The 23,628-nt window shown below is 63.9% G+C and carries 18 protein-coding genes; 6 read left to right on the forward strand and 12 right to left on the reverse strand.

The features are described from left to right. Nucleotides 1–32 precede the first annotated feature (32 nt). The 6 genes from aat to QZV93_RS04975 form a co-directional block, all read right to left on the reverse strand. Nucleotides 33–716: a leucyl/phenylalanyl-tRNA--protein transferase gene (gene aat / locus QZV93_RS04950; protein ID WP_295556474.1), complete on the reverse strand. Its 684-nt coding sequence runs from the start codon at nt 714–716 to the stop codon at nt 33–35. A gap of 118 nt (nt 717–834) precedes the next feature. Further along, nucleotides 835–2,175: an acetyl-CoA carboxylase biotin carboxylase subunit gene (accC, locus tag QZV93_RS04955; protein WP_295556475.1), complete on the reverse strand. Its 1,341-nt coding sequence runs from the start codon at nt 2,173–2,175 to the stop codon at nt 835–837. A 93-nt stretch (nt 2,176–2,268) separates the two neighbouring features. Beyond that, entirely contained in the window at nt 2,269–2,763 is a 495-nt protein-coding gene (gene accB / locus QZV93_RS04960) for an acetyl-CoA carboxylase biotin carboxyl carrier protein (protein WP_295556477.1), read from the reverse strand. A 63-nt stretch (nt 2,764–2,826) separates the two neighbouring features. Continuing rightward, complete coding sequence (gene aroQ, locus QZV93_RS04965; protein ID WP_295556478.1) at nt 2,827–3,264, reverse strand: type II 3-dehydroquinate dehydratase; 438 nt, start codon at nt 3,262–3,264, stop codon at nt 2,827–2,829. 209 nt (nt 3,265–3,473) lie between these two features. Then, nucleotides 3,474–4,328 (reverse strand): DsbA family protein, encoded by an 855-nt coding sequence (locus QZV93_RS04970; RefSeq protein WP_295556479.1) that lies wholly within the window; start codon nt 4,326–4,328, stop codon nt 3,474–3,476. A gap of 82 nt (nt 4,329–4,410) precedes the next feature. Then, complete coding sequence (locus QZV93_RS04975; RefSeq protein ID WP_295556481.1) at nt 4,411–5,802, reverse strand: M48 family metalloprotease; 1,392 nt, start codon at nt 5,800–5,802, stop codon at nt 4,411–4,413. A gap of 268 nt (nt 5,803–6,070) precedes the next feature. On the opposite strand from QZV93_RS04975, the gene QZV93_RS04980 reads away from it, so the two are divergent. Continuing rightward, nucleotides 6,071–7,273 (forward strand): aminotransferase class I/II-fold pyridoxal phosphate-dependent enzyme, encoded by a 1,203-nt coding sequence (locus QZV93_RS04980; RefSeq protein ID WP_295556482.1) that lies wholly within the window; start codon nt 6,071–6,073, stop codon nt 7,271–7,273. A gap of 158 nt (nt 7,274–7,431) precedes the next feature. On the opposite strand, the gene QZV93_RS04985 is transcribed toward QZV93_RS04980, so the two are convergent. Further along, nucleotides 7,432–8,061 carry a D-Ala-D-Ala carboxypeptidase family metallohydrolase gene (locus tag QZV93_RS04985; protein WP_295556483.1) on the reverse strand — a complete coding sequence of 210 codons (630 nt, stop codon included), beginning with the start codon at nt 8,059–8,061 and terminating at the stop codon, nt 7,432–7,434. A 449-nt stretch (nt 8,062–8,510) separates the two neighbouring features. Then, a complete protein-coding gene (locus QZV93_RS04990) occupies nt 8,511–11,534 on the reverse strand; it encodes an Rne/Rng family ribonuclease (RefSeq protein WP_295556485.1) in 3,024 nt (1,007 codons plus the stop codon). An 899-nt stretch (nt 11,535–12,433) separates the two neighbouring features. On the opposite strand from QZV93_RS04990, the gene QZV93_RS04995 reads away from it, so the two are divergent. From QZV93_RS04995 to QZV93_RS05015, 5 genes are all read left to right on the forward strand, one after another. Next, nucleotides 12,434–13,678, forward strand: a complete 1,245-nt coding sequence (locus tag QZV93_RS04995) for an N-acetylmuramoyl-L-alanine amidase (protein WP_295556486.1) — start codon at nt 12,434–12,436, stop codon at nt 13,676–13,678. Between the two features lie 214 nt (nt 13,679–13,892). After that, nucleotides 13,893–16,448 carry a penicillin-binding protein 1A gene (locus tag QZV93_RS05000; protein ID WP_295556488.1) on the forward strand — a complete coding sequence of 852 codons (2,556 nt, stop codon included), beginning with the start codon at nt 13,893–13,895 and terminating at the stop codon, nt 16,446–16,448. A gap of 136 nt (nt 16,449–16,584) precedes the next feature. Beyond that, nucleotides 16,585–17,716 (forward strand): peptide chain release factor 2 gene (gene prfB / locus QZV93_RS05005; RefSeq protein ID WP_295556490.1). Its coding sequence is split into 2 segments (ribosomal slippage): nt 16,585–16,653 and nt 16,655–17,716, totalling 1,131 coding nucleotides; the frame shifts between segments, so codons are not numbered across the junction. 370 nt (nt 17,717–18,086) lie between these two features. Further along, on the forward strand, nt 18,087–19,031 hold the full coding sequence (locus tag QZV93_RS05010; RefSeq protein WP_295556491.1) for an aldo/keto reductase: 945 nt from the start codon (nt 18,087–18,089) through the stop codon (nt 19,029–19,031). A gap of 2 nt (nt 19,032–19,033) precedes the next feature. Further along, nucleotides 19,034–20,344 (forward strand): MFS transporter, encoded by a 1,311-nt coding sequence (locus QZV93_RS05015; RefSeq protein WP_295556493.1) that lies wholly within the window; start codon nt 19,034–19,036, stop codon nt 20,342–20,344. Here the strand turns inward: QZV93_RS05015 and QZV93_RS05020 are convergent. From QZV93_RS05020 to QZV93_RS05035, 4 genes are all read right to left on the reverse strand, one after another. Then, nucleotides 20,341–20,895 (reverse strand): TetR/AcrR family transcriptional regulator, encoded by a 555-nt coding sequence (locus tag QZV93_RS05020; RefSeq protein ID WP_295556495.1) that lies wholly within the window; start codon nt 20,893–20,895, stop codon nt 20,341–20,343. The two genes, QZV93_RS05015 and QZV93_RS05020, sit on opposite strands and share 4 nt — an antisense overlap. Before the next feature lie 27 nt (nt 20,896–20,922). Next, on the reverse strand, nt 20,923–21,384 hold the full coding sequence (locus QZV93_RS05025) for a nuclear transport factor 2 family protein (RefSeq protein ID WP_295556496.1): 462 nt from the start codon (nt 21,382–21,384) through the stop codon (nt 20,923–20,925). Between the two features lie 389 nt (nt 21,385–21,773). After that, the gene (locus QZV93_RS05030) at nt 21,774–23,111 is read right to left on the reverse strand and encodes a D-glucuronyl C5-epimerase family protein (protein ID WP_295556498.1); all 1,338 of its coding nucleotides are present in this window, start codon (nt 23,109–23,111) and stop codon (nt 21,774–21,776) included. A gap of 106 nt (nt 23,112–23,217) precedes the next feature. After that, nucleotides 23,218–23,580, reverse strand: a complete 363-nt coding sequence (locus tag QZV93_RS05035; RefSeq protein WP_295556500.1) for an ArsC family reductase — start codon at nt 23,578–23,580, stop codon at nt 23,218–23,220. Nucleotides 23,581–23,628 lie beyond the last annotated feature (48 nt).

Here is a 23,628-nt window from a genome sequence, read left to right on the forward strand (position 1 = left end):
GAGGGGATCCTGCGTTCGCCGCGCCACCGAGGTTAGCGGGCGTTGTCCTGTGCCTGTTCGATGATATCGAGGATGGCCGCACCCGACGCATCGGGCGGCACCCGCATGAAGTCCGCTTTCTGCCCCAGCGCGCTGTCGAGATGACGGTGAAAGTCCTCCCTGTCGATCTCGATGGTGCCGAACTGCCGCAAATGGTCGGTGACGAACTGCGTATCGAGCAACGTAAACCCGCCGCCGATCAGACGCCCCGCCAAATGCACGAGCGCAATCTTGGACGCATCCCGGACATACGAGAACATGCTCTCGCCGAAAAACACCCCGCCGAGCGCCACGCCGTAGAGCCCGCCAACCAGGCGCTCGCCCTCCCACACCTCGACCGTGTGGCAATGCCCGAGCCGGAACAGATCCCGGTAAAGTCCGCGGATCCGCGCGTTGATCCAGGTCGAACGCCGCCCGGCCCGTTCCGCCGCGCAGCCCTCGATGACGCCTTCGTAGTCCGTGTCGATGGAGACCCTGAGCACGCCCTGCCGTACCGTCTTGGCCAGCCGCTTCGGCACATGCATGGCGCTGAGAGGCAGGATGCCGCGATGCTGCGGCTCGATCCAATAGAGAGCCGGATCGTCGGCGCTTTCGGCCATGGGGAAGATGCCGCAACTGTAGGCCTTGAGCAGGACCTGCGGCGTGATCTCGATCATGATGTCGTCGCGCGACGCCATCAACGAATTGCTCCCGTGCAAACTCCTACGACCGGCCCCCGAGCCAAAACCCGAATTCTAACGAACTTATGATTCGAAGTGGACCCTGTCCATCAAAGCACCATCCGTCGCTACGGGCTTAGCTCTTGCCGAGATACTTCTCCAGCCAATGGATGTCGTAGAGACCGTTGGCGATGTCGGGCTGCCGGATCAGCTCGTTGAACAACGGGATGGTTGTCTCGATCCCGTCGATGACGAACTCCGAGAGCGCACGCCGGAGCCGCATCAGGCACTCGTTGCGGTTCTTGCCGTGCACGATCAGCTTGCCGATCAAGCTGTCGTAGAACGGCGGGATGCGATAGCCCTGATAGACACCGCTGTCGACGCGCACGCCGAGCCCACCGGGCGGATGCCAGTACGTGATCTGCCCCGGCGACGGGCGGAAGGTGCGCGGGTTCTCCGCGTTGATGCGGCACTCGATGGCATGCCCCGAAAAGGTGATCTCCTCCTGCTTGTAGGAGAGGTTCGCCCCGGAGGCGACGCGCAGCTGCTCGAGCACGAGGTCGATGCCGGTGACGGCTTCCGTCACCGGATGCTCGACCTGGAGCCGCGTATTCATCTCGATGAAGTAGAACTCGCCGTCCTCGAACAGGAATTCGACCGTGCCCGCGCCGCGATACTTGATCTTCTTCATCGCCGCGGAGACGACTTCGCCGATCTTCTTGCGGGATTCGGCGTTGAGTGCCGGCGACGGGCTCTCCTCCAGAATCTTCTGATGACGCCGCTGCAGCGAGCAATCGCGCTCGCCAAGGTGCACGGCGTTGCCGCGGCCGTCGCCAAACACCTGAATCTCGATGTGGCGCGGCTTCTGCAGATACTTCTCGATATAGACGGAATCGTTGCCGAACGCCGCTTTGGCTTCCGCCCGTGCCGTCGACAGCGCCAGGCCAAGGTCGGCCGCCGTGTGCGCGACCTTCATGCCGCGCCCGCCGCCGCCGGCCGTGGCCTTGACGAGCACCGGGAAGCCCATGTCTTTGGCGATCTTCATCGCCTGGGCCTCGTTCACGACCTCGCCTTCGGACCCCGGCACCACCGGAATGCCGAGCTTCCTGGCGGTCTCCTTCGCGGTGATCTTGTCGCCCATGATCCGGATGTGCTCGGAGGTGGGCCCGATGAAGGTGATCGAATGCTCTTCCAGGATTTCGGCGAAGCGGGCGTTCTCCGACAGGAAGCCGTAGCCCGGATGCACGGCATCGGCGCCCGTGATCTCGCAGGCAGCCAGCAAGCGCGGGATATTGAGGTAGCTGTCGCTCGCGGGCGGCGAGCCGATGCACACGCTTTCGTCGGCGAGCCGCACGTGCATCGCGTCGGCGTCCGCCGTCGAATGCACCGCAACGGTCGCAATGCCGAGCTCCTTGCACGCACGCTGGATGCGCAGCGCGATCTCACCCCGGTTGGCAATCAGAACCTTGTCGAACATTCTTTTGTTTTAGGCGCTGAGCCAGTTGGGCAGTGAGGCAGCGGGATTGGACACCGCGACTGCCTACTGCCCGCTGTCTACGGCCTATCTCCCTTATTCAATGATCACGAGCGGCTCGCCGAACTCCACCGGCTGGCCGTTCTCGATCATGACGGCCGTGACGGTGCCCGCGCGCGGGGCGGGAATCTGGTTCATGGTCTTCATCGCTTCGATGATCAGCAGCGTGTCGCCCTGCTGAACGCGACTGCCGACTTCCACGAACGGCGGCGCCTTTGGATCAGGCGAGCGATAGGCGGTGCCGACCATTGGCGACTTCACGGCGCCCGGATGCTTGGCAGGGTCTGCCACGCCGGGAGCCGCAGGGGCTCCAGGACCAGCCGGTGCTCCTGCCGGTGGCGGAGCGCTTGCGGGCACATAGGCCGCGGTCGGCACGCTCGCCGCAACCGTTACCGACCGGGCGACGCGAAGCTTGAGACCGCTTTTCTCGATCTCGATCTCCGAGAGCCCAGTATCATTGAGGAGCTGCGCAAGCTCCTTGATGAGTTTCTTCTCCTCACTCGGCTTCTCGGCCTCGTCTTTCGCCGTCATGCGCGCTAGCCCTTTCCCTTTCGGCTTCTTGTCGCTGTCTTTGGTTTTTCGTTTCACCGTAGTCTATGCCACCAGTTTTGCCATCGCTTCGAGCGCGAGCTCGTAGCCTTGGACTCCAAGACCACAGATGACGCCCTTGGCGCCAAGGGACACATAGGAATGGTGACGAAAGCTCTCGCGACGGAAAATGTTCGACAGATGCACCTCGATCACCGGCACCTCGGCCGCTGAGAGAGCATCGAGAATGCCGATAGAGGTATGCGTGAGCGACCCCGCATTGAGGATGATGCCGGAGGCTGCGCCCCGCGCCTCCTGGATCCAGCCGATAAGCTCGCCCTCGTGGTTGCTCTGCCGGAATGCGATCGAAAGCCCAAGCGCCGCCGCACGGGCTTCCGCTCGCTTGCGTACGTCGTCCAGCGTATCGCGGCCATAGATCTCCGGCTCGCGCACGCCGAGCATGTTGAGGTTCGGGCCGTTGAGGACGAAAACCGGTTTGGCCATTGCGAGGTCGGTCTAAGCAGGCTGAGGATGTCGGGAGAGGAACCGTGTCGCGGACGTTTCCGCCCGCGAGCAAAAGCCTCCCCGGCAGCCGAGGAAGCCCGTAAGGTTCCCTAGCAGCTTTACCGCAGCCGCGAAAGGACGCCAAGCCAAAGGTTGTTGGGACCGTTTACCGGCGTAAAAGCCGGTAAACGCAGGCAAATCAAAGGCCTTTAGCAATAGTTGCAGCCGGCCTTCCTCAGATCCACCACATGTCCTTCCAGCACGTCGAAAAGGTTGTCGGGGGCCCCCCCGATAGCCTTGTCGCCAACCAGGAAGTGGGGCGTGCCGTTGATGCCGAGCTTATTGGCCAGATCCTTGACGCGGTCGATCTCCGCTTTGACCTCCGGCGAGGCCATATCGACCCTGAGTTTCACCATGTCGAGGCCGTGCTTTTCGGCGACCTTGAGTGCCACGGCCTCGTTGACCGCCCCCTTGGTCTGAATGAGGTCGCGGTGGACCTCCCAATATTTGCCCTGCATCCGCGAAGCGAGTGCGACCCGCGCCGCCTGCTCGGAGCCTTCGGTCAGGATCGGGAACTCCTTGAATACGACGCGTACGTTCTTGTCCTGCTCGACCAGCTTGGCCACCTCGGCGAAGCCGCGCTTGCAGTAGCCGCAGTTGTAGTCGAAGAACTCGACGACCGTGATGTCGCCGTCCGGGTTTCCGGCCACCGGGGCGTTGGGCGCGCGATAGATCTCCTTCGCATGCTCTGCCACCATCTTCTTGGTGCGCTCGGCTTCCTGATCCGCCATCTTTTTCTCGAGCGCGGTCTGGATCTCGAGGAAGATCTCGGGATTCTCGACCAGATAATCTTTGACGATACCCTCGATCGCCCTCTTCTGATCCGGTGAGAACGACGTCGTGTTGGCACCGATCAAGCCCGCGGTCTGCGGCGATCCGCTGTCCTTGCCGTCGCCTGCGAGCACGAACCAGAGGCCCGCGAGCAGAAGCAGCGGAGCGGCGATAAGCGCGCCGAGACTGAGCCGCGAAGGCGGGTTCGGCTTGTCGGAATCGGGGTCTGTCATAAAGGCTCCATGTGCATGACGCGCGAACAACGCCTGTCCGGCGCTCTACGGTTAGGATCAGGGAACAAGCGCTCGCATCACGTTACGTTTGCGGCTTGTAGTTGATGATGTCGTCGGCTTTCACCCAATCGGGTGAGCCGGGCTGAAGACCGCCTTGCGCGCGCTTGGCGAACTCCTGCGCTTGCTTTACGGCGCCAAAGTAGAAAAGTCCCTGCGCCCGCGCGAGCTCGGACTGAGGCAGCAAGCCCTTGTCGTAGTACGCCTGGGCCAACGTTTTGGCGGCCGTTGTAGTGTAGGGCTCGCGCTGAACGGCCTTGCGCAGGAGATTGATGGCCTCGTCCGAAAACTGCGGCTCTTTGGTTTGCAGAAGCGACTGAGCCAGCTGCACGCCGACCAGCGGCGCGTCCCCCTTGTGGAGTTGCAGCGACTTCCGAAGCGGCGCGATGGCTTCTTTCGGCCGGCCGGCTTTCTGCAGGAAATCGCCCTTGATCTCCCAGAAGTAGGGATTGGTCGGATAGTCGCGGATCAGCGAATCAGCTCCCGCCAGCGCCTGGTCGAGCCCACCGGCCCCGAGCCGGAACGAGGCGATCGCGCGGGCATACCTGGCCGGCAGGCTGGTGTCCGATGCCGGATAGCGGTTGAACACGATCGATGGCGGTTCCATGTAGCCCGAGAGCTTGGCGCGCATCATGTCGTGGCGCAGCTGCAGCTCCGGGGAATCCTTGTTTTTGTAGTACGGACTGGTCTCCACCAGCTGCCTCAACCGCGCAAGGCGGTCCGTCGCCACCGGATGCGTGCGCGCGAACGCATCCCGATGCGCGTCCGAGAACAGCTCCTGGCCGGCGAAGCGCTCGAAGGTCGAGAGCATCCCGAGACCGGATTGCTGCGTCGCATCGAGGAATTTGAGGCCAGCCTGATCGGCAGCCGATTCCTGCGAGCGCCGCTCCGCCGTGAGCCCGCGCATGATGAGCTCGTTACCGCCCATCATCACGCCCTGCCCAGCGCTGCCGACCTCCTGGTTGCCCGAGGCTGCGCCCCCGATCATGGCACCGATGCCGAGCAGCTGGATGAGCAGAGCCCGTGTTTGATCCTTGGCGATGCGCGCGCGCAAAGCCGCCATGTGCCCGCCGGAGATATGGCCCGCCTCGTGCGCGATCACGCCGATCACCTCGTTCGGGGTGTTCGACTGCATCAGCGTGCCGGTGTGCATGAATACGTTGCGCCCGTCGATGACGAACGCGTTGAAGGCCTCGTTGTTGACGATCCTGACCGTGACGCGGCCCGTGCCGAGCCCGGCGGCCCGGAAGATGCTCTGCGAGTAGTCGTTGAGAAGAAGCTCGATCTCAGTGTCGCGAATGAGCGGCAATCCCTGGGCGCGCGCGGAGCCGGCAGGCCAGAGTCCGGCGAAAATCCCGGCCACGAGACCGACCACCAGAAGAGTGCGGAAAGAAAACTTTGATTGGGATGTCGTCATGCTCATGGATCGTTCAAAGGATCGCGCGGGACAGCTTCCGGACATCTGACTGGACGAAGTAGATGGGCATAGTGCGCCCGCCAAAGCAAGACTGCGGGCGAAGCTCTGGTCAGCCTTGCGGCGGCCCCCTATAAGCCCTGCGGAGACGGCAATCGAAGCCGATTTTGCAAGGCGCCGGAAACGGTTGCCGAAGCGCCAGCGTCGGTTTCGAGTTTCAATACGGCCAAAGGAAGGCGCTTTGCGCCCGAACGAGCCCCGAGGCGGATCGATGGCATTGCAGGACGAGACATCAGACGGCACCGCCCTCGGCGGGCGCGCCCCTTCAAAGCGCAGTGACATCGCCAGCTTCATCGTCATGGACGTCATGCGCGCCGCGGCGGATCTCGAAGCTCAAGGACGCAGCGTCATTCACATGGAGGTCGGCCAGCCCGGCACCGGCGCCCCGGAAGCGGCCCTCGCCGCCGTCCGTAATTCCCTCGAGACAGATACTTTGGGGTATACTGCCGCGCTCGGCATCGGCCCATTGCGGGCGCGTATCGCCGCGAGCTATCGCGAGCGTTATGGCATCGATGTTGCCGAAAGCAGGGTCGTGGTTTGCACGGGATCGTCCGCAGCATTCATCCTGGCCTTCCTGGCGCTCTTCGACGCCCGCGCGCGCGTTGCGCTCCCCTCTCCGGGTTACCCCTGCTACCGCCATATTCTGTCGGCACTCGGCTGCGCAACGCCGCTGATCGAGACTGGAGCCGAAACGCGCTGGATGCCGACGCGCGATGCGCTAGCTGCCCTGCATCGCGACCAGGCCCTCGACGGCCTCCTGATCGCGAGCCCGGCCAACCCCACCGGCACGATGATCGAGCCCGCGCGCCTCGCAGAGCTTGTCCGCTTTTGCGACGAGCACGGCCTTTGGTTCGTCTCGGATGAGATCTACCACGGCCTCACCTATGAGGCTCCTGCCACCACCGCCCTTGCCGTTTCCGACAACGTCGTCGTCATCAACAGCTTCTCGAAATACTATGCCATGACGGGCTGGCGCATCGGCTGGCTGGTCGTGCCGCCGTCCCTCGTCCGCACCGTCGAGCGCCTGCAGCAGAACCTTTTCATCTCCCCACCCGCCGTTTCGCAGGTCGCAGCCCTCGGCGCCTTCCGGGATTCAGCCGAGCTGGAACGCAACCGCGAGGTCTACGCGCAGAACCGCGCGCTCCTGCTGGAAGCGCTCCCACAATCCGGGCTGACGGAACTCGCACCGGCGGACGGCGCCTTCTACCTCTACGCCGACGTTTCGGCCTTCACCGGGGACTCCCGCGCCTTCGCGACCGCCATGCTCAACGAGATCGGCGTGGCCGTGACCCCGGGCCTCGATTTCGACGAGCGGCGCGGCCACCGCTTCCTGCGCTTTTCGTACGCCGGAACCACGAGCGACATGGCAGAGGCTGCGCAGCGCATCAAAGGCTGGTCGCGGCTGAAACCCTGAGCTTGATCAAACACGAAGCGTCATGCCGCCACGGGCAGGGCACTCACGCAAGGCAGACGAAAACGCGGCGGCTGTGATGTTCACAGCCACCGGTCGCAGCCGGTGTCGTCTGACGCGGGAAAGAGAAAGGGGACGCGTGCACGCCCCCTTCCGATAGCCTAGCCCTTGCGGCGGCCGCCGCCGGCACCGAGCGACACGAAACGCGGACCGATGTCGACGTGGATGTGGCTCATGCGGGCATATGTCATGGTGCCGCCCGCGTGATGGTTGGCGCGCAGCCAGTTGACGATTGCCGCCTTGCGGCCGCCCGCCTCGAAATCGACGGCGAGGCCGAAGCCGTGCTTCGACGGCTTGCCGCTTCCGGCGATGCGTGCGCCAGGGCGGCAGGTGGAGATGACGTTCACCGGCCCGAACTGGGCCTCGATGCGATCGAGAAGCGCACGCGCCGACGCCTGCAGGCAGCCGCGCGAGGCTCCGCCTCCGCCGCCACCCGAATGGCTGGCCGTCACGGCACGAGCCGCAAGCTGCTTTTTGGCGCCGCTCGATGCGTACTTCTTCTTGCCACCGGCAGCGTACTTGCCGGTACCGCGATGCTTTGCGGACTTCCGGTACGTACCGGTCCGCCGCGCGGTCGCCTGCTTCTTGGCACGCTGCGGACGCGCGCTGGCCCGTCCATCGTTCTCGTAAAGCGAGCTGATCGGTCCGTGATCGACCCGTGCTTCGGCAGGCGCGGAGAGGCAGGCGGCAGCGCCCATAGCCAGCACCGCAGCAATAATAGGCTTACTCATGAAAGACTCCCTTGATGTCTTGCTAGTTCCGGAATTGTCAAACAGAGCCAAAGACCCACCCGGCTCCGCATCCGGAAGACTTCAAGTCATGCGAGGACAATTAGTCGAACGAGACAAAATTCATCCACGTGACATCATGTGAAGGATCACCGCGTTATCCAGCAGGGCGCTGGATTTGCATGCTGCGGCCCCCCGATCACTCGACATGACCAGCGGCAGTCACCAGCGGGTTATGGTGAAAATGAGACGAGTTCCGCGACATCCGGCAGCAGCAGCCGACCGCGAATACGTAGAACTCCTGATATCGCTAGAAAAATTAGCGCCGGAAAGCGAAACGAGAAAAATTGTCGCGCCGGCCGCACGTTGAGCGGCGACAGTGAAATCAAAATGTGAAAAAGGCCGGGCTTTTGAGCCCGGCCTTCGTCTTATGAACCTAAGATCCAATGCAGTCAGCCGCCGAGACGGCGCTGCCACCAGCCGCGCTTCGCCGGTCCCTCGCCGTTCGCATCTGCGCCTCCGGCTTGATCCGGCGACACCACCACCCGCTCGAGCTTGGGCTCGGCAGATGCGGCCTGGCGAGCCCTGACCCGCGCCAGCACCGTGCTTCCTTCTTCGACCGCAGGTTCGCGCTCCTCGGAACTCGCCGGCGGCGAAGCCGCGGCCGCAGGCGCAGCCGGCTGCGCTTCACGCTGCGGACGCGAGCGACGTCCATCGTCCTCGCGCGGCCCGGAACCCCGGCGACGCGGCTCGCGCGCCGCAGGCGGCTCACCCCCACTCCGCTCCGAAGCCGTATCGCTCTGGCTGATCTCGCCGGCAGCTGTCTCCTGGCCGTCCGCTTCGCCGGCGTCTTCAGCTTGAAAACCAGCTTCGCCCGCGCCGACTTCACCCTCGTGGCGAGCCCGGTCTCTCCCGCGCCGTCCACCGCGACGGCCGCGACGGCGACGGCGACCGCCATTGCCGTCCTCGTGACCATCATGCTGACCGCCCGCGCCATTGCGCTGGCCGCCTGCGCCTTCACGTTCGCCGTCCGCCGCGCGCGGAGCATCGTCCTCATGGAACTCGTCGCGGGTTTCGGCGGCATCTCCGTTGCCGCCGGCCTCGACCGGTCCCTCGTGATCCTCGGCGAACTCGTCGTCATAAGGCTGCGCAGCCTGATCGCCACGGCGCCCGTCGTTGCGCCCATCGCCACGACCTTCGCCGCCGCGACGGCCACGTCTGCGGCGCTTGCGCCGGCCGCCTTCGCCGCGACCTTCGTCCCCTCGCCCGCGATGCTCGGAGCGCGACTCCGTGCCGACCTGCGTGTCGGCTTCGTCATCCTCGGCCTCGACCTCCGACGAGTCGGCCTCGGCCGATTCCCCGGCAAAGCCCCAATCCATGTTGACGGCAGCGCGATCCGGACGGCGTGCCGCCACGGGAGCCGCATGCCCCTTCTCGATCAGGAAGTTTGCGCCCTGCAGCTTGTCGCTCGCCTGCACGGTGACGAACACGCCCTGGCGCACCTCCATCTCGTTGATGAAGTGGCGCTTGTTGTTGAGGATATAGAGCGCGACGCTCGACGTGGTGGTCGCGACCAGCGACGTGCGCGCGCCCGCCATCAGCGCATCCTCGATGGCGCGCAACACGGCAAGTGCCACGCTTTCCGTCGAGCGGATGATGCCGGTGCCCTGGCAATGCGGGCACTGCGAGGTCGAACCCTCGAGCACGCCCGAACGCAAGCGCTGGCGGCTCATCTCCATCAGACCGAAGTGGCTGATGCGCCCGAGCTGGATGCGGGCCCTGTCGAAGCGCAGCGCGTCCTTGAGACGGCGTTCCACGGCGCGGTTGTTGCGCTTCTCCTCCATGTCGATGAAGTCGATGACGATCAGGCCGGCGAGGTCGCGTAGCTTGAGCTGGCGCGCGATCTCGTCCGACGCCTCAAGGTTGGTGTTGAGCGCCGTCTCCTCGATCGAGAACTCGCGCGTCGACTTGCCCGAGTTGACGTCGATCGCCACCAACGCTTCCGTCTGGTTGATGACGAGGTATCCGCCGGACTTGAGCGTCACATAAGGATTGAACATCGCATTGAGCTGGCGCTCGATGCCGTACTTCGTGAACAGCGGTTCCGGATCCTGGTGCGGGATGACGTTCTTGGCATGGCTCGGCATGAGCATGCGCATGAAGTCCTTCGCATCCTTGTGGGCATGCTCGCCCGCGACCACGATCTCCTCCACGTCCTTGTTGTAAAGGTCGCGGATCGAACGCTTGATCAGATTGCCTTCCTCGTAGACGAGGCTCGGCGCCGTGGATTCGAGCGTCAGGTCACGCACGCTCTCCCACAGGCGCAGGAGATATTCGAAGTCGCGCTTGATCTCCTGCTTGGTGCGCGAGGCACCCGCCGTGCGGATGATGAGCCCCATGCCCTCGGGCACTTCGAGCTCCTGCGCGATAGCCTTGAGGCGCTTCCTGTCCTGCGGATTTGTGATCTTGCGCGAGATGCCGCCACCGCGCGCGGTGTTGGGCATCAGCACCGTGTAACGGCCGGCAAGCGACAAATAGGTCGTGAGCGCCGCACCCTTGTTGCCGCGTTCCTCTTTGACCACCTGCACCAGAATGACCTGGCGGCGTTTGATGACTTCCTGGATCTTGTAGCTGCGCGGACGTCGGCGCGGACGCGAGGGCAGCTCTTCGAGAGCGTCTTCGGACCCGGCACTCTCGACAGACTCCGGCTCGGCAGCGGCTCGGGCAACAACCTGCACCCCGCCCTCTCCACCTTCGCCGGGAGCCGCCTCGGAAGTGGCACCCGCCGATGCAGCCGCGGCCTCCGGAGCCGCATCCTCGGCATGGGGCTCGTCGTGGTCGTCGTCGGTCGCGGAGGCGTCATCAGCCCCTTCGAAGCCGCCCGCGCTTTCCGGCGCAGCAACCTCCTCGACAAGCGTTTCGTCGCGCTCGACGGCTTCCGAGATCACGTGCGGACGATCGTCCTCCTCGGCGTGGTGATCGTCGTGGTGGTCCGAATGATCGTCGTCGTCATGGACGTCGACCAGGCCGCTGTCCTCGCCGTGCTCGTCGGCGTCGCTATCCTCGTCGTCGGCGCGGGGCGCGTCATCGCCTGAAGCCTCCGATCCGCGACTGGTATTCTCGGGACGCCGGCGGCGCGCCAGCCGCTCGGCGCGTGCGTCGGCAGCTGCCTCCTCCTCGGCTTCGGCCAGCGCCTCCTCCTCGAGGAGCGCCCGGCGGTCGGCCATCGGGATCTGATAGTAGTCCGGATGAATTTCGTTGAAGGCGAGAAAGCCGTGGCGGTTCCCGCCGTAGTCGACGAACGCCGCCTGCAGCGACGGCTCGACGCGCGTAACCTTTGCCAGATAGATGTTCCCGCGTAGGAGCTTGCGGGCAGCGCTCTCGTAGTCGAACTCCTCTACACGTCCGTTACGAAGAACCACCACCCGCGTCTCTTCGGGGTGGGTGGCATCGATAAGCATCTTGTTTGGTGCCATGTGTTTTTATCCTTTGCGCGCCGGTGGGCCGAACCACCGGAACCGGCCAGACGGCCGGAGGCGACTTGCGGCCTAGTCGTGGCGCGCGCCTTTGTTGTGGGTGAATGGATGGGGGTTTGAGCGAAAAAGCTACGGGCGCGCATTCCGTGCACAACCGGAGTGTCCGATTGCGCGATGCCGCGAGCCGTTGTGGGCTCGGAGGCGAAAGGCAGGAATGTGCGGTCGATCTGCATGTGGACGAATATGGCCTCGAACAATTGATCCGGAGCGCGTGGGCTGGTGCGCGTCGGCAGAAAGCGGTGCCCGGCGTTCCCCCGGCGCGTGCGCGGCTTTTTTGCTGCACGAGCGCCCAAGTACGTTCCGGATTCACATGAGGACAGCGTCGACCGTCGTCGGGCGTATCGCCCTCGCTCGGCAGGAACACGTGTCCTGCCCGCCTGCGGCACCCCTTTCGCGGCGCCAGGTCAGGCAAGCTGCACCGTGAGCGAGACCGCTCTCGGACCTGGACGCTGGGGCAACGCAGCTCGGAACACCACGAGCCCGGACCCGCATGCGGGAACATTGGGCAAAGATGTAGCCGGTCACGAAGCACGCGCTGCCGTTGTCAGGCCGTGCGCATCGTCCGCTTCGGGGGACTTGCGGGCTGACATGAAACCGGTCTTCAACCAGACCGAGCAGTCAGCTGCCGACTGAACTCTCGCGCGAAGAGGACGTACTCGAACACGATGCAGTTTGATTTTGTACGGGTTCGCCGACAGTGTGGCAAGCATGTTTGTAGGCGACAGCGCCATGAAAAGCCGCAGACTTGCGGAATTCGCCCGAATATGACCTAACTTGTAGCGCCTACGTGATAATTTGCTCACGAACGCGATAGGGGCCGCGTGCTGCCGGGGATGCAAATGAGGGCCGGAACTGTGGGCCTGCAGGCGGCGCGTGTTGCCGTCGCGGTGCTGATGCATGTCTGGATCTGCGCGGGAGCCCTGGCGAACGAAACAGCCTCCGCCACGCGCGCCAGCCTGTCGGGCGACCAGCACCGGACCACCTTCCAGCTCGACCTCTCGCTGGGCGTTCCAGCCGAGATCTACACCCTGGCCAATCCCTATCGCGTGGTCATCGACCTCCCCGACGTCGAGTTTCGCCTTCCCGACGGCACCGGACAGAACGGCAGCGGTTTGGTCCGCGCGTTCCGTTACGGCCTCTTTGCGGAAAAGAAGGCGCGCGTGGTGCTCGACACGACCGGCCCGGTCCGCATCGAGCGCGCAGCCATGACCGCGGCAGCGCAAGGCAAAGGGATCGTCTTTGCCTTCGACATGGTGACGACTGATCCGGCCAGTTTCGGCGTTGGCACCGGAGCAGCGAAGGCAGCCGAAGACCCCGCTGCCGCACCGCCTGCCGCGACCCAGGAGCCCCAGAAGCCCAAAAGCCATGGCAAACCCGTCATCATGATCGATCCAGGCCACGGCGGAATCGACGGCGGCGCCGTTAGCGCGTCGAGCCTGCTGGAGAAAGATGTCGTGTTGGCCGTCGGTAAGGAGCTGGGTCGCCAGCTGACATCCACCGGCCGCTATGACGTACACATGACGCGCTCGTCCGACGTATTCGTTTCTCTCGACCAGCGCCTGGGGCTCTCGTCCAAGCAGGGCGTTGATCTCTTCATCTCGCTGCACGCGGATTCGCTCTCGGCCGAGAACGGAGCCCAGACCGTTCGTGGAGCGACGATTTACACGCTCTCCGAGCGCGCCTCCGACGAGCAGGCCCGCCGCATGGCCGAGAAAGAAAACGCCTCCGACCTCGTCGCCGGCCTGAACGTCGCCGACAGCGAAGGCGACGATGAGGTGAAAAGCATCCTCTTCGATCTCATGAAACGGGAGACCGCCAACTTTTCCGCCGACTTCTCGAATGCGTTGGTGCGCAAGCTGAAGGCGGCGACCCCGCTCGCCCGCGAGCCACAGCGCGCGGCCGCGTTCAAGGTCCTGAAGCAGACCCATGCGCCCTCGGTTCTGGTGGAGCTCGGCTACCTCAGCAATCCAGAAGACGAGAAGCTGCTCAATTCGCCGCCTTGGAGAAAGAAGATCGCGGGATCCATCACCGCAGCGATCGACAGCTACTTCTCGAGGCGCACGGCCGGCTCGACCGGCCCCTGAGCGCCGGCCGGCCCTCCCGGGACGCCCTGCCGCAGGGCGCGCCACAGGCCCGTTCTCATTGACAAATTAGCGTTTAGGAAATCCCGGGTTTATGGACGACGTACTGCCACATTCCATGTTAATGTTCGGGCTTGATCCACGGGTTGCTGCAGTGCAATAGCAGTGCGCCGAGACACCAGTTGCACCTGAACACGGTCGAGCGGACCCAGGCGGAATGCGAGCCCCACCACTGCCACCACCATACCCGGAGCCCCGGAGGCGCACCCGGAAGCGCAAGAGCCTGCTCTTGAGCTTCATCGGCTGGAGCTTCGCGGCTTTTGTCGTGGTGTTCCTCGTCGGCTCGGCCGGAGCGGGCTACGTCCTGTGGCGGGCATCGAAAGATCTGCCCGACTACGAAAGCCTTGCCAGCTACGAGCCGCCGGTGATGACGCGCATCCACGCGCACGACGGCTCGCTCATTGCCGAGTACGCGCGCGAGCGGCGCATCTTCGTGCCGATCAACACCATTCCGAAGCGCATTGTCGCCGCCTTCCTCTCGGCCGAGGACAGCCGCTTCTACGAGCACGGCGGCCTTGACGTCCAAGGCATCGCCCGCGCCGTCTTCAAGATGGTCGAAAGCAAGATCCAGGGCAGCGACCGGCGCACGGAAGGTGCGTCCACCATCACCCAGCAGGTCGCCAAGAACTTCCTTCTGACCAGCGACCGCACCCTCGACCGCAAGATCAAGGAGGCGATCCTCGCCATCCGCATCGAGCGCGCCTATTCGAAGGACAAGATCCTCGAGCTCTATCTCAACGAGATCTATCTCGGCATCGGCGCCTACGGCGTCGCCGCCGCCGGTCTCGCCTACTTCAACAAGGAGCTGAAGGACCTCACCGTCGAGGAGGCCGCCTATCTTGCAGCCCTTCCGAAGGCGCCCAACAATTATCACCCCTTCCGCCAGACCCAGCGCGCCACCGAGCGTCGGAACTGGATCATCGGGCAGATGGCCGAGAACGGCTACATCACCGACGAAGAGGAGACCGAGGCCAAAGCCAAGCCGCTCACCGTCAACATCCGTCCGGGCGGCGCGCACATTTTTGCAGCGGAATACTTCGCCGAGGAGGTGCGCCGCTCGCTCTTCAACGCCTATGGCGAGGCCAAGCTTTACGCGGGCGGCCTGTCCGTGCGCACGACACTGGATCCACGCCTGCAGAAGATTGGCCGCAAGGCCCTGATCGACGGCCTGATCGCCTACGACCGCAAGCAGGGCTGGCGCGGCCCGGTGAGCAAGATCGACGTCTCGGGCGACTGGGGCGTGCCGCTGGGCGCTGTCGACGCTCCCCCCGACATTGCACCCTGGCGCCTCGGCGTCGTGCTCTCGATGGAGAAGGCGAAGGCTGTCGTCGGGCTGAAACCGGCGCGCCAGCAGGACGGCAAGCTGACCGAGGAGCGCCACGCCGTCGAGATCACGCTCGACGAGATCAAGTGGGCGAAGACCCCGAAGCGTACCGAGGCAAAGCAGATATCCGACCTGCTCTCCGCCGGCGACGTCATCTATGTTGCTCCCAAGGACGAGGCCAACCTCGCCGGCGCCTGGTCGCTGATGCAGATCCCGGAGGTCTCCGGAGGCCTCATCGCCATGGACCCGCACACGGGCCGCGTGCTCGCCGTCTCCGGCGGCTTCTCCTTCGCCATGAGCCAATTCGATCGCGCGCTCCAGGCCAAGCGCCAGCCCGGCTCCTCGTTCAAGCCGTTCGTCTACGCGGCCGCCCTCGACAACGGCTACAAGCCGACCTCGATCGTGCTCGACGAGCCGATCGAGATCGAGCAGGGCCCCGGTCAGGATATCTGGAAGCCCCAGAACTACGAGAAGGACGAAAGCCACGGCCCTTCGACGTTGCGCGTCGGCATCGAGAAGTCCCGCAACCAGATGACCGTGCGCCTCGCCCAGGACATGGGCATGCCGATCATCACGGAGTACGCGCGCCGGTTCGGCATCTACGATGACCTCCTGCCGGTGCTTTCGATGTCGCTCGGCGCCGGCGAGACGACTCTGCTCCGCATGGCGACCGCCTATTGCATGCTCGCCAACGGCGGCAAGACCGTGCGCCCGACGCTGATCGATCGCATCCAGGATCGCTGGGGCAAATCGGTCTGGCGCCATGACGCCCGCGAATGCACCGGCTGCGCGGCGGACCATTGGGCCAACCAGGAGGAGCCCGACATCCCCGACGATCGCCAGCAGATCGTCGATCCTCAAACGGCCTACCAGATGACGTCGATCATGGAGGGCGTCATTCAACGCGGTACCGCGACGTCGCTCAAGAAGCTGAACCGTCCGATCGCCGGCAAAACTGGCACGACCAACGAGGAAAAGGACGCCTGGTTCATCGGCTACACGCCGGATCTCGTCGTCGGCGTCTTCGTAGGTTTCGATACGCCGAAGGCCATGGGCAAGGGCAACACCGGCGGCGCCGTGGCGGCACCCATTTTCGGCGCTTTCATGCAGGAGGCTCTTGCCGATCAGCCGCCTGTGCCGTTCCGCATGCCGCCCGGCATCAAGCTGGTGCGCGTCAGCCTCAAAACCGGTTTGCGCGCCGCGCCTGAGGACACAACCGCGGTCCTGGAGGCGTTCAAATCGGACGAGGAGCCGGACGACGCTTACTCCGTCATCGGCTTCACCGATCCTTACGCACAGAGCTCGGACGCGAGGCCCTCGGGCGACGCCTGGCGTCCCGCCCCTTCCGCTTCGCCGGGCTACAGCGGCAGCCCCGGCGGCCTTTGGTGAGGATTCCTCGCGCCACGTAAAGGCTTTGCGCCGTGGACGAAAGCCCGGTGCATCGCCACGCCGCGTTTACAGTCGGCGGCGCGGGTCTTATATGTCAGCCAACAATCCCCGATATTGTCGACGCTGGGAGGCAGCCATGCGCGCTGAAGCGCAAAAAGTCGTGACCTCGATCGAAGAGGCGCTCGTCCTCTTGAGGAGGTCTCTTTGACCCGGATCAGGCTGAGGCACGCCTAGCCGATCTCAACCGGCGCGCAGAAGATCCTGCGCTCTGGAACGACCCCGCGCAGGCCCAGAAAGTCATGCGCCAGCGCCAGCAGCTCGAACGCTCACTCAATGATTTTCGCCGCTTGGAGCGCGAGTTCGAGGACAATCTCACCCTGATCGAGCTTGGCGAAGCCGAGGACGACGAAGCCACCGTCACCGAAGGCGAAGGCGCGTTGAAGCGTCTCGACGAGGAGGTTCAGCGCAAGAGCGTCGAAGCCATGCTATCGGGCGAGGCCGACGGTATGGATACCTATGTCGAGGTCCATGCCGGCGCCGGCGGCACCGAAAGCCAGGACTGGGCGCAGATGCTGGCCCGCATGTACATGCGGTGGGGAGAGCGCCGCGGCTTCAAGGTCAAGCTCATCGACGAGAGTCCGGGCGAAGAGGCGGGCATCAAATCGGCCACCCTCGAGATCGAAGGCGAGAATGCCTACGGCTGGCTGAAGACCGAAGCCGGCGTGCACCGGCTGGTCCGCATTTCGCCGTTCGACTCCAACGCTCGCCGCCACACCAGCTTCGCCTCCGTCACCGTCTACCCGGTGATCGACGATACGATCGACATCGAGATCAATCCCGCGGACGTCGAGGTGAGCTTCGCCCGTTCGAGCGGCGCCGGCGGTCAGCACGTCAACCGCACCGAATCCGCAGTACGGCTGGTGCACAAGCCGACCGGGATCGTCATCTTCGCCCAGGAGCAGCGCTCGCAGCACCAGAACAAGGACATCGCCTTCAAGCGGCTCAAGGCGCGTCTCTACGAGCTGGAGCTGAAAAGGCGCGAGCAGAAAGCCTCCGCCGACCAGGCGGCGAAGACCGACATCGGCTGGGGCCACCAGATCCGCTCGTATGTTCTGCAGCCCTATCAGCTGGTGAAGGATCTGCGCACCGGAACACAGAGTTCGAGCCCGGACACGGTGCTCGACGGCGACCTCGATCCCTTCATCGAGGCAACGCTCGCCCAGCGCATGCGCGGCGGCTCCACCGTCGAAGTCGCCGACCTCGACTAATGTGTCACACGAGGCCGTAGGCCACGGATTCTGACGGCCGCTGCCTCGCTCTTTTGCCCTGTTCCCCAAGGGACAGCGCGCACCTCACAAAAGTTTAAGGTCCGACCCGTGGGAACCAAAGCGCCCTCCCCGCTGTTCCCACTGTCCGCTAGAGCCGCTACCCCCGCGCTCTAGTGTGAGCGAGCGCCACTGCGGTTTCCCCCCAACCGCCTTGGTGGCGCTCATGACACGGTCGGCCCCCCAGTTCCCCGCTGGGGGGCCACTTTTTTGCGCGCAAGCACGGCGAGCCTCGGGAATTCACCGGATTGGCGGGCACGAGCCGGAGCACCTATATCCGTCTGCATCGATCTTGCGACGGGAGAGGGCCATCATGCAGTCGATGCAAACCCGCCGGAGTTTCTTGGGCTCCGCATCCGCCTTGTCCGCTGCGCTCGCGTTCGCCGCTTGGCAACGGACGGCGCATGCCGGTGCCTCATCCACAACCGAGGGCGCCCTCGCCATGCGGGCCATTCCGTCCACCGGAGAGAAGATCCCCGTCATCGGCATGGGCACCTCCGGCAGTTTCGAGGTCGCGGTTGGGAGCGAGGAATATACGGCACTGAAAGAGGTGCTGAAGATATTCTTCGCGGGAGGCGGCACCGTCATCGACACCGCACCGACCTACAGCAATGCCGAGGACGTACTCGGCGCGCTGATCGCCGAGCAGAGCCTGCGGCCGAAAGCCTGGATAGCCACCAAGCTCTCGGGCGTCAGCGGTCGAGAAGCCGGCCGCGCCCAATTCAAAAGCACGCTTCAACGCCTGAAGACCGACAAGGTCGAGCTGCTCCAGGTTCACAACCTCGGCGATCTCAAGACGCAGCTCGCGCTCGCCCGCGAGCTCAAATCCGAAGGCCGGACCCGGTACGTCGGCGTGACCCACTATCTCGAATACGCCCACGACGAGCTTGCCGACATCGTCGCAGCCGAGAAGCCGGACTTCCTGCAGATCAACTATTCGGTGGTCACGCGCGGCGCGGAGAAGCGCATCTTCCCGCTGGCCAAGGATCTCGGCATCGCCATCATGATCAATCGCGCGTTCGAGGACGGAAAATTGTTCGCCCGCGTGAAGGACAAGCCGCTGCCGAACTGGACCGCGGCCGCCGGCATCACCTCCTGGGCGCAGGCGTTCCTGAAATTCGCGCTGAGCAATCCGGCCGTGACGGTCGTGATCCCCGCCACCGGCAAACCCCACCGCCAGGCGGACAACTTGAAAGCCGGGCTCGGCCCCGACCTCACGGAAGACCAGCGCGCGTCCCTCGTCGCGGCCCTGGCGTGACGATGGAGCAGCCCGCACATCCTGCCGAGCGCATCCGCGTTGCAGACCTCTTCAGGATCACACGCGAGGAGTGGCCTGCGGTGCTCGCCGGCGCCGGCATGTTCTTTCTCCTGTTCACAGGCTACTTCATGCTGCGGCCCGTACGCGAGACCATGGGCATCGCCGGTGGCGTCGAGAACCTGCAGTGGCTCTTCACCGGGACCTTCGTCGCCACGCTCGTCGCGCTCCCCGTCTTCGGATGGATCGCCTCGAAGGCCAGCCGGCGTCGCATCGTCACCTGGACCTATGCCTTCTTCGCCTTGAACCTCGTCGGCTTCGCCGCCGCCTTCCTGGCCAATCCCGACGATGTCTGGATGGCGCGCGCCTTCTACATTTGGCTCTCGGTCTTCAACCTGCTGGCCATATCGCTCGCCTGGAGCGTGCTGGCGGATCTCTTCGCCGCGCAGCAAGCCAAGCGCCTGTTCGCCATCATCGCGGGCGGCGCAAGCGCGGGGGGGCTCACCGGACCCATTCTCGGCACGCTGCTGGTGGCACCGATCGGCCACGCCGGGCTGCTCTTGCTCGCCGCCGTCCTTCTCCTGCTGAGCGCCGGCGCCGCCATGTGGTTGCATCGCTGGCGCGACATGAACCCCGCACCGGGAGACGACGGGAGCACACCCCGCAACGCGCCGCTCGGCGGTCATCCCTTCGCCGGCGCAAGCGCCGTCGTCCGCTCGAGCTACCTTGCCGCCATCGCGCTGTTCGTCGTCTTGCTCGCCGTTGTCTCGACGTTTCTCTATTTCGAGCAGGCCCGCCTCGTCGCCGAAACCTTCCCCGACAAGACGCGCCAGACGCAGGTGTTCGGCTTGATCGACACCCTCGTACAATCGCTGACCATTTTCGTGCAGGTTTTTCTGACGGGACGCATCGCCGACCGTTTCGGCATCGGCACGTTGCTGGTTGCTGTGCCGCTCGTGATGGCCGCGGGATTCCTGTGGCTCGCCGCCGCGCCCGTGTTCGCCGTACTGGCGGTGATCATGGTGGTGCGCAGGGTCGGCGAGTATGCCCTGGTGCGCCCGGGCCGGGAGATGCTCTACACGGTGGCTGAGCCCGAGGAAAAATACAAAGCCAAGAACTTTATCGACACCGTGGTCTACCGCGGCGGCGATGCCATCGGCGGCTGGGTCAAACGTGGGCTCGATGTCTTCGCCGAGCACCCCGCCATCGCCATGATCATCGGCACGGGGCTCGCGCTCGGATGGGCCGCAACCGGCGCCTGGCTCGGCCGCCAGGAACGCGCACGGGAAGAAGCAGTCGCGGCAGTACCGTCTTAAACGCCAAGCCGGAGCTGAAGCCGCTTCAGCGCCCGGCCGAAGAGGCTGGGATCGCGCAAGGCGCGCGCCAGAACCAACGCACCCTGGATTCCGAAAACGGCTTCCTCGGCATCCATCGTCGCAGCCTTGTCCCCGCGTCCGTGTCGCACAAGGGCATCGCGCAACGCCTCGATCCAGCGGCGAAAATACCCATCGATGGCATCCGAGAACATGTCCCGCGTGCCATCGAGTGCGAAGGCACCCACGAGACAGACACGCCCCCCCGATCGGAAATAGCCATCGACGGCCGCCCACATCCCGGCAACGGCACTCGCGGGATCATCCTGTCTCAGCGGCTCATAGACGAAGCGTTCGAACCATTGATCGACGTCGGCGAGCACAGCCGTCGCCATCTCCTCTTTCCCGCCGGGAAAGAAGTGATAAAGGCTGCCCTTGCCGAGGCCCGTCTTCTCGGTGATCCGGGAGAGCGACGCCCCCTCATAGCCGAACTCACGAAACACCTCGGCTATGAGCGGGACGACATCGGCGCGTTCATTGATCGTGCGGGCCAAATCAAAATCCCCTGGGATTCGCGCGCATCACAAACCGAGATCGGAGAGACCCGGGTGATCGTCTGGACGCCGCCCGAGCGGCCAGTGGAATTTCCGGTCCTGCTCTTTGATTGGAAGATCGTTGATGCATGCGAACCGCCGCTGCATCAACCCGGCCGCGTTGAATTCCCAGTTCTCGTTGCCGTAGGAACGAAACCAGTTGCCGCTGTCGTCGTGCCACTCATAGGCATAACGGACGGCGATCCTGTCGCCGGTGAAAGCCCAAAGCTCCTTGATCAGACGATAGTCGAGTTCCTTGGCCCACTTGCGGGTGAGAAAGGCGACGATCTCGGCGCGTCCCTTTACGAACTCGGAGCGGTTTCTCCACTGGCTGTCCTCGGTATAGGCGAGCGATACCTTCTCAGGATTGCGACTGTTCCAGCCGTCCTCGGCGAGACGGATCTTCTGGATGGCGCTTTCACGCGTGAACGGCGGGGCGATGATCGACATGGGCACTCTCCGAATTTGTACCAGTCGGTACAAATTATACCGATTGGTACAAAATGGGAGCCCCTGTTGGTCGCACCTGACCAAGCGCCGGAAGCGAGCAGAAGCGCCCCAATCGGCTCACGCCAACGATCTGTACTCAAAGAGATTTCCCGCGAGCCGTTGAGCCGGTGGGATAAATTCTGGCCCACACACTCCGATTTGCCGGAATAAACGACGCGGATTTCCGTTTTGCTCTGAGTGCGGTCCGAATGCCTATGTCCCCGCGTTGGCAATCGAGCCGCATACCACGTCCCGCCGAAGGACTTCGAGTCGCGGAGGGCACGTCAATGGACGGGACAGGCCCCGCACACCTGTCCCGTCTCTTGTTTTTTGGCTCCGTCTCAGCGCATTCAGTACGGAGCGAGTTCAACACCCGCTTTTGCATAAAGCGGCATGCCCGGCCACATCGCGGCATACGTCTTCCATTTCGCAGCATAGGAAGCGAACGACGGCTCGCCCGTTTTCGACGCCAGCTTCTCAAGCAGTGAGATATGCATGTAGTGATAGACGTTGTAGAGCTTGCCGGCGAGCTTCTTGCTGAACAACGTCGGATGGATCACGTCGCCAAGCTCGCTCCAAGGAAGCTCGACCGTCGCCAAACGGGAATTCGGACCTGCCGGCAACGTCGCGATCGTCTGCCATTCATTATCGGACGAAACGCTTTGAACCGTGTAGACGTGCTTCCGGATCTGAACCTCGGCTGTCGTCTCCTTGTCTGCCCCCAACGTGACGTGAAGTTCGTTAGGGCGTGGCGTGGAGATATAGTTCACGAGCACATTGGCAGTCACCGACGAGTCACTGCTCTTTGAGAAGTAATTGTTCCATCCGCCATGATCCTTCGTTTCCACGATGGGCATCTTGCCCTCTCCAGGAACGAAGATGCTCGCGCTTTCAACTCGGCCAGCATCCTTGAACAAGATTCTGATCTTGGTCTTTCCCGCGAGCTTGTAGCGGCTGTTGGCGATCTCCGGTATGTCGAAAAGTGGCAGCATCTCACGCAAAGCGTCGACGTTGCGAGCGAATATCTCCTTCGCCTGCGCCGAGCCTGTGGCCTCGGCATACTCACTGACGATAATCATCGCCGTGAGCCATCCATTGAGCGTGTAGGTGCCCATCGCCTCGAGCGGCAATTCCTCGATGGTTGCTCCGCCCATGACTTGTCGCGACACCCCACCCTTGCTCGTGGGCACCGAAAGACTTGCGAGCACGCGCTCGGAGGCATCGCGGTAAGCCGGATCGCTGGTCGCCAGATACAGCTGATGCAGAGTTTCGAGATAGCGAGATTGCGTAAGGCCGGAATATTTCCCGGCGGGAAAGCTAGACAGCTCCGCTGGATAGCGGAACACAAGCGCTCCTTCGTGGCGCTCCATTCTACTCAGCGCAGCGTCGGCGACGCGACGCGCGGCACGCAGAAACCGATCTTCCTTAAACCGGTCCCATTGCCTGATGTAATCGGCAATCACGTAGGGCCCATAGATCGGATGCGCGACGAGCCCATCAGAGGTACGACGGCCGGGCATCCCATCGGGCAGGAACCCAAGCTTGTAGTACGCATAGACATCATCTTGATCTTTCGGAAGCGGGGGCATATCGGGCTCGCCTTCCGCACGAAAATGCACGACGCTCGCGAGAACCAGCGCGGCCAGGACGGCAACCGCTGACACGCGCTTTAAAAGGGAAACATTCACGACTGACCCGCCACTCGACGTTCTCGGCGCGGCATCCCGCCCGAATTCCCAATACACGCAACCAAAGAGCGTAAAAAAGCCATTCGCGCAATCGCCGACCGAGCGCTCACGCCCTGAATGAGGCGGCATAGATGTCGGGCTTGAAACCCACGAGGAGTTTCGCACCGCCGAGCTCCAGCACAGGCCGCTTGATCACCGACGGATGCGCAAGCATCAGCGCGATGGCCTTCTTCTCATCGAGATCGACTTTGTCCGCATCCGGAAGCTTTCGGAACGTTGTCCCTGCGCGATTGAGCAGAGCCTCCCAGCCCACGGCACGGCACCACCGCTCGAGACGCGTACGATCAATGCCCTCTTTCTTATAGTCGTGGAACGCGGTGTCGATCCCGTGCTCGCTGAGCCACGCGCGCGCCTTCTTCATCGTGTCGCAGTTCACGATCCCGTAGATTGCAATCGATTTCTTTGTCATCGCGAGGAGTATCCTCAGAAGCGCTAAGCGTTGGTCAAGAGAGCAGGT

Source organism: uncultured Hyphomicrobium sp. (genome assembly GCF_902826555.1).
Classification (GTDB): Bacteria; Pseudomonadota; Alphaproteobacteria; order Rhizobiales; family Hyphomicrobiaceae; genus Hyphomicrobium_C.

Coding starts and splice junctions, on each gene's coding strand:
- aat (WP_295556474.1), bottom strand. CDS start 716: ATGGCGTCGCGCGACGACATCATGATCGAGATCACGCCGCAGGTCCTG.
- accC (WP_295556475.1), bottom strand. CDS start 2,175: ATGTTCGACAAGGTTCTGATTGCCAACCGGGGTGAGATCGCGCTGCGC.
- accB (WP_295556477.1), bottom strand. CDS start 2,763: ATGACGGCGAAAGACGAGGCCGAGAAGCCGAGTGAGGAGAAGAAACTC.
- aroQ (WP_295556478.1), bottom strand. CDS start 3,264: ATGGCCAAACCGGTTTTCGTCCTCAACGGCCCGAACCTCAACATGCTC.
- QZV93_RS04970 (WP_295556479.1), bottom strand. CDS start 4,328: ATGACAGACCCCGATTCCGACAAGCCGAACCCGCCTTCGCGGCTCAGT.
- QZV93_RS04975 (WP_295556481.1), bottom strand. CDS start 5,802: ATGACGACATCCCAATCAAAGTTTTCTTTCCGCACTCTTCTGGTGGTC.
- QZV93_RS04980 (WP_295556482.1), top strand. CDS start 6,071: ATGGCATTGCAGGACGAGACATCAGACGGCACCGCCCTCGGCGGGCGC.
- QZV93_RS04985 (WP_295556483.1), bottom strand. CDS start 8,061: ATGAGTAAGCCTATTATTGCTGCGGTGCTGGCTATGGGCGCTGCCGCC.
- QZV93_RS04990 (WP_295556485.1), bottom strand. CDS start 11,534: ATGGCACCAAACAAGATGCTTATCGATGCCACCCACCCCGAAGAGACG.
- QZV93_RS04995 (WP_295556486.1), top strand. CDS start 12,434: ATGAGGGCCGGAACTGTGGGCCTGCAGGCGGCGCGTGTTGCCGTCGCG.
- QZV93_RS05000 (WP_295556488.1), top strand. CDS start 13,893: ATGCGAGCCCCACCACTGCCACCACCATACCCGGAGCCCCGGAGGCGC.
- QZV93_RS05010 (WP_295556491.1), top strand. CDS start 18,087: ATGCAGTCGATGCAAACCCGCCGGAGTTTCTTGGGCTCCGCATCCGCC.
- QZV93_RS05015 (WP_295556493.1), top strand. CDS start 19,034: ATGGAGCAGCCCGCACATCCTGCCGAGCGCATCCGCGTTGCAGACCTC.
- QZV93_RS05025 (WP_295556496.1), bottom strand. CDS start 21,384: ATGTCGATCATCGCCCCGCCGTTCACGCGTGAAAGCGCCATCCAGAAG.
- QZV93_RS05035 (WP_295556500.1), bottom strand. CDS start 23,580: ATGACAAAGAAATCGATTGCAATCTACGGGATCGTGAACTGCGACACG.